The organism is Streptomyces sp. NPDC002817, assembly GCF_053592055.1.
Genome location: NZ_JBSFUY010000084.1, coordinates 1 through 6,201 on the forward strand (window position 1 = coordinate 1; position 6,201 = coordinate 6,201).

The 6,201-nt window shown below is 72.5% G+C and carries 2 protein-coding genes and 1 pseudogene; all 3 read left to right on the top strand.

The window, feature by feature from the left end; translation table 11 throughout:
* A partial coding sequence (locus ACWD3I_RS48885) for a beta-ketoacyl reductase (RefSeq protein ID WP_451084459.1) occupies positions 1–902 on the top strand: 902 nt, incomplete at its 5' end.
* A pseudogene (locus ACWD3I_RS48890) lies at positions 899–3,847 on the top strand (type I polyketide synthase); the annotation flags it as partial. The gene ACWD3I_RS48885 and the pseudogene ACWD3I_RS48890, both read left to right, overlap by 4 nt.
* Positions 3,848–4,813: 966 nt before the next feature.
* The coding region (locus ACWD3I_RS48895; protein ID WP_451084460.1) for a beta-ketoacyl synthase N-terminal-like domain-containing protein at positions 4,814–6,201 on the top strand (1,388 nt) is incomplete at its 3' end.

The following is a 6,201-nucleotide window of genomic DNA, read 5'->3' on the forward strand; positions in this document are numbered from 1 at the left end:
TCGCCGGTGTCCTGGGCAGCCCCGGACAGGGCAACTACGCGGCCGCCAACGCCTACTTGGACGCCCTGGCAGCACATCGGCGCGCGGAGGGTCTGTCCGCGGTATCCCTGGCGTGGGGGCACTGGGCGGAGACGAGTGAGATGACGTCCGCGTCGGACGAGGGACGGCTGCGGCGGCTCGGGGTGGTCGCCCTGGACAGTGACCGTGCGCTGGCGCTGATGGATCGGGCGCTGGAGGCGGGCGCCGCTGTGATGGTGCCGGCGGCGTTCGACCGGCAGGTGCTGCGTGAGCAGGGGGCGCAGGACGCGGGGCCCGTGGTCCTGCGCGGGCTGGTCGGTGGCAGGGGAGCGCGGGCGGTCGCGCACGCCACCCCCGGGAGCGGGGACGGGCGTACGCCGGTGTCGCTGGGCGAACGGCTGGCCGCGTTCGGAGAAGCGGACCGCGAGCGCCTGCTGCTGGACCTGGTCCGGACGCACACAGCCACCGTCCTCGGACACAGCACGCCGGACACCATCGACCCCGACCGGGGTTTCACGCACCTGGGACTGGACTCCCTGAGCGCGGTGGAACTGCGCAATCGGCTGGGCGCGGCCACCGGGCTGCGCCTGCCCACGACCGTGATCTTCGAGCACCCGGCCCCTGCCGAGCTCGCCCGCCACCTTGGCGCTCTGCTTCCGCACGGCGCCGACATGCCCGTCGCCGACCCGCTTGACGAACTGGTCGCCGCCGTCCAGCAGTTCGCGGGGGACAACGGCGGCCGGGACAGGACGGTCAAGCGCCTCAGGACACTGCTGTGGAGCCTTGAGGAACCGGACGCCCCGAGCGACGACGCCGACGACCTGGCGGCGGCCTCGGACGACGAGATGTTCGATCTGATCGACAGGGAGCTGGGCCTCAATTGAGCGCATCCCGAGCCAACGAGGAGAAGCTTCGGGAGTACCTGAAGCTCGTCACCGCGGACCTGCGCAAGGCCAGGCAACAGGTCCGCACACTGGAGGAGGCGAACGGCGAACCGGTGGCCGTGGTGGGCATGGCCTGCCGCTATCCCGGTGGAGTGTCGTCACCTGAGGACCTGTGGGACCTGGTCGTCCGGGAGGGCGACGCCATCACCGAGTTCCCGACCGACCGCAACTGGGACCTGACCGGTCTCTACGACCCCGATCCCGACCGCGCCGGACACTGCTATGTGCGCGAGGGCGGCTTCCTCGACGGCGCCGGCGACTTCGACGCGGAGTTCTTCGGCATCTCGCCCCGTGAAGCCCTAGCCATGGATCCTCAGCAGCGGCTCATGCTGGAGGTGTCCTGGGAGGCCCTCGAACGCGCGGGCCTGAACCCGTCCGTGCTGCGGGGCAGCCGTACGGGCGTGTTCGTGGGTGCGACACAGCCGGACTACCTGACGCCGGGAGGAGAGGTTCCCGAGGCGGCCGAGGGCTACTCCCTGACCGGCAATCTGGCAAGCGTCACCTCGGGGCGCGTCGCCCACGTCCTGGGCCTGGAAGGCCCCACCCTCACTGTCGACACGGCGTGCTCCTCGTCGCTGGTCGCCCTGCATCTGGCGGTACGAGCCCTGCGCGGACAGGAGTGCGGGCTCTCCCTGGTCGGCGGTGTCACCGTGATGGCGACTCCCGGTGTCTTCGTGGACTTCAGCAGGCAGCGCGGACTGGCCCCCGACGGACGCTGCAAGGCGTTCGCCGCCGAAGCCGACGGCACGGCCTGGGCGGAAGGTGCCGGCGTTCTGATCCTGCAGCGGCTGTCGGATGCGGTGCGCGACGGCCGCCGTATTTGGGCGGTGATCCGTGGAACGGCCGTCAATCAGGACGGCGCCAGTAGCGGGCTCACCGTCCCGAACGGGTCGGCGCAGCGGCGCGTGATCGAGGACGCGCTGGCCGACGCCCGGCTCGGCCCCGACGAGGTCGACGCCGTCGAGGCCCATGGCACCGGTACCCGGCTCGGCGACGTGATTGAGGCCCGCGCCCTTCAGGAGGCATACGGCCGGGCACGGGTCGAAGGCGAAGCCACGAGCTTGGACCACGACGAGCCCACAACGCCCCGGGCCCCCGGCGGACCGAATGCACCGGACAGCGGTGACCCGACGACCGGTGAGCCGCTGTGGATCGGCTCGGTGAAGTCGAACATCGGGCACTCCGCGGCCGCGGCGGGTGTCGCGGGCGTGATCAAGATGGCGATGTCCATGCGCCACGGGACGCTCCCGCGCACCCTGCACGTCGACGAGCCCACCCCCCAAGTGGAGTGGGAGTCCGGCGGGGTCGCGGTACTCAGGGCGCCCCGGCCGTGGCCGTCGACGGGCCGTCCCCGTCGGGCAGGTGTGTCCTCGTTCGGGATCAGCGGAACCAACGCCCACGTCGTTCTGGAGCAGCCTCCGGCCGACGAGGCGCCTGCGGAGACACCCCCCGGGCCGTCCGCCCTGCCTGTCCCTCTGCTGTTCTCCAGCCGTTCCGCCCAGGGGCTGGCCGCCCAGGCCGAGCGCGTCCGCGCCCATGTCGCCGCCCATCCCGGCCAGACGCTCACCGACATCGGCCGCGCTCTCCTCACCACCCGCGCCACACTGGACCACCGTGCGGTGGTGCTCGCCCATGACTCCGTCGAGGCACTGGCCGCTCTCGAGGAGGCAGCCACGGGCGGGTTCGAGCCGACCGGCCGGGCGAGGCCCGGTGCGCGCACCGCCGTGCTGTTCAGCGGCCAGGGCGCACAGTACCCGGGAATGGGACGGGAGTTGTATGCCGCGTTCCCGGTGTTCGCGGCAGCGTTCGACGAGGTGTGCGCGGCCTTCGACGGGCTGCTCGGGCGTTCTCTGCGGGACCTGGTGTGGCAGGCGCCGGACGATGTGCTGGACCGTACCGAGTTCGCACAGTGTGCTCTCTTCGCGGTCGAGGTGGCCCTGTTCCGGTTGGCCGAGTCGCTGGGCGTGCGCGCCGACGCGGTGGCGGGCCACTCGGTCGGTGAGATCACCGCCGCACATGTCGCGGGCGTGCTGTCACTGCACGACGCGGCCGCTTTCGTTGTGGCACGCGGCCGACTCATGCAGGCGTTGCCGGACGGCGGGGCGATGACCGCGATCCAAGCCGCCGAGGCGGAAGTGACGCCGCTCCTCACGGACGCCATAAGCATTGCCGCCGTCAACGGCCCGTCCTCGGTGGTTGTCTCGGGGGCGGCGGACGAGGTGGCGCGCATCGCCCACCACTTCAGCACCGTCGGACGCCGGACCCGGCGGCTGCGCGTCTCGCACGCCTTCCACTCACCGCTGATGGAACCGATGCTCGCCGACTTTGAGGACACCATCGAGGACCTGACGTTCCAGCGGCCCACCCTCCCCGTGCTCTCCAACGTGACAGGCCAAGTGGCCACCGGCGACGACCTGCGCACACCTGCCTACTGGCTGCGCCACATCCGGCGCCCGGTGCGTTTCGCCGACACGGTCGCCGCCCTGCGCACCCGAGGCGTCACCTCCTTCCTGGAACTGGGCCCGCAGCCGGTGCTGGTCCCCATGGTCGAGGAGTGCCTGGCTGCCGAACTGTCCGACGAACAGCCGGCGGTGGTCGGGGCGCTCAGAGCCGGCCGGCCCGAACCCCGAACCTTGTTGGCCGCGCTGGGGCAGCTGTGGTCGCGCGGCGTCCCCGTCGACTGGGCGGTCGTCTTCGGGCCCGGCGGACAGCCCGTCGACCTGCCCACCTACGCCTTCCAGCACCAGCGGTACTGGTGGCAGCCCACGGCCGACGGGACCGCGCCCGCCGGTGCGCCCGCCTCCGAGGCGGAGGCACGGTTCTGGCAGGCCGTCGACGCCGACGACCTCTCCAGGCTGACCGCCGAACTCGACGTCCCCGACACAGATCTGCCCGTCGTGCGCGCAGCCCTGCCCGTACTGGCGGACTGGCGGAGTCGCCAACGCCGTACGACCCATGCGGCGACGCTGTGCTACGAGGAGGCCTGGCGGCCCGTCACCACCGGCTCGGACCGGCCCCTGCGCGGCACGTGGCTCACCGTCCTCGCGGACGACCCCGAGTCCCGTGCATGGCTGGACACTTTGGCGGACGCGAACGCCGAGGCCCGGATCGTCCCGCTGTACGTCGGCCCGGACGACGACCGGGAACGACTCGCCGCCATCCTGCGCGAGTCCACCGGACAGCAGCCCGCAGGCGTACTGTCCCTGCTCGCGATCGGTGACCCCGGGTCCCTGCCACAGGCGCTGTCCCTGCTCCAGGCGTCGGGCGACGCGGGTCTCACCGCTCCCTTGTGGTGCCTGACCCGGGGAGCGGTCGCCACCCAGGACGCCGACCCGGGCCCGGACAGCCGCCAGGCCGCGCTGTGGGGGCTGGGCAGGGTCGCCGCCCTGGAGCACCCCGACCGTTGGGGTGGCCTGTTCGACCTGCCCCCGACCGTGGACAGCGCCGAGGGCCGACGCTTGGGTGCCTTCCTCGCCGCACCCGGCGGAGAACACGAGGTCGCGCTCCGCGCCTCGGCCGTTCACGCGCGTCGGCTCGTCCGGTCCACCGCCGCGCCCTCCCCGCTGGGCCGGGACACCTGGCAGGCACCGTCCACGGTCGTGACGACCGGTGGACTCGGCACGGCGTTCTCCCCAATCGCCGAGCGGTTACGGCAACGCGGTGCCCAGCGGATCGTCGAAGTCGGCCCGCACCGCGACGCCGTACGGCTGGAAGACCTGACCGCCGCGCACCTCGCGGCCTTTCTCGACGAGCAGGACGCGGCGCTGCGAGAGCTCGACGCGACCGGCACCGAGCTGGTCCTGTCCCCGGCCACGGGCTGGCTGGGAGCCGTCGGCCACATCGCCGAGGCCGTGGCCGACGCGTGCACCGCGGCCCTGTGCCGGGCGCGGTCCGCGGCCCATCTCCGCTGGGGCGCCTGGGCCGCCCACGACGACGCCGACGCCGTACGCCACGGAGCCCGCCCGCTCGACGCCGAGACCGGGATCAGCGCCCTCGGTCTGCTCCTGGGACGGGGGCGTTCGGACGCCGCTGTCATGGACCTCGACTGGAAACGCTTCACGCCCCTATTCACGGGAGCCCGGCCGACCCGGTTACTCGTCGAGATCCCCGAAGCCCGCCGACCCTCCGCACCGGCCGACGGCGAACACTCCGAAGCACGCGCAGCACTGCGCCGACGCCTGGCCGACCTGCCCGAACGCGCCCGCCGCCGCACCCTGCTCGACCTGGTCACCGGTCATGCCGCCGCCGTTCTCGGCCACTCCGACACGGGCGCCGTCGACCCCGCACGGCCCTTTCAGGACGCGGGCTTCGACTCCATGGCGGCGGTGGAACTGCGCCGACGGCTCACGGCGGCCACCGGGGTCCCCCTGCCCACTACCGTCGTCTTCGATCACCCGACTCCGAGGGCTGTCGCGGACCTGCTGCTCGCCGAACTCGATGAATTCGCCGAACTCGTCGAGGGGACCGACGTCACTCCCGCGACCGTGCCGGCGGCGCCTGCGGCCGATGCTGACGAGCCGATCGCGATCGTCGGTATGGCGTGCCGGTATCCGGGCGGGGTCGACTCGCCAGAGGCGCTGTGGGAGTTGGTGGATTCCGGTGGCGACGCCATTTCCGGCTTCCCCGTCGACCGCGGCTGGGACCTCGCCCGGCTCTACCACCCCGATCCCGACCGGCCCGGCACGTCGTACACCCGACACGGTGGCTTCCTCCACGACGCGGCGGAGTTCGACGCGGAGTTCTTCGGGATTTCGCCGCGCGAGGCCGTCGCCATGGACCCGCAGCAGCGACTGATGCTGGAAACCGCCTGGGAGGCGTTCGAACGGGCCGGCATCGACGCCGCGTCCGTTCGCGGCAGCCGCACCGGGACCTTTGTCGGAGCCACCCAGCCGGACTACCTCGGCGGTGGCAGGCGCGCTCCGCAGAGTGCCGAGGGCTACCTGCTGACCGGCAACGTGGCCGCGGTCACCTCCGGACGCCTCGCCTACACCTTCGGCCTCGAAGGCCCGGCGGTGACCGTGGACACCGCTTGCTCGTCCTCTCTGGTGGCCCTGCACCTGGCGGCCCAGTCGCTGCGGAGCGGCGAGAGCGACCTGGCCCTCGCCGGTGGCGTCACCGTCATGGCCGACTCGACGATCTTCGCTGAGTTCAGTCGGCAGCGGGGGTTGGCTCCGGATGGTCGGTGCAAGTCGTTCGCGGCGGCGGCTGATGGCACGGGCTGGTCCGAGGGTGTGGGTGT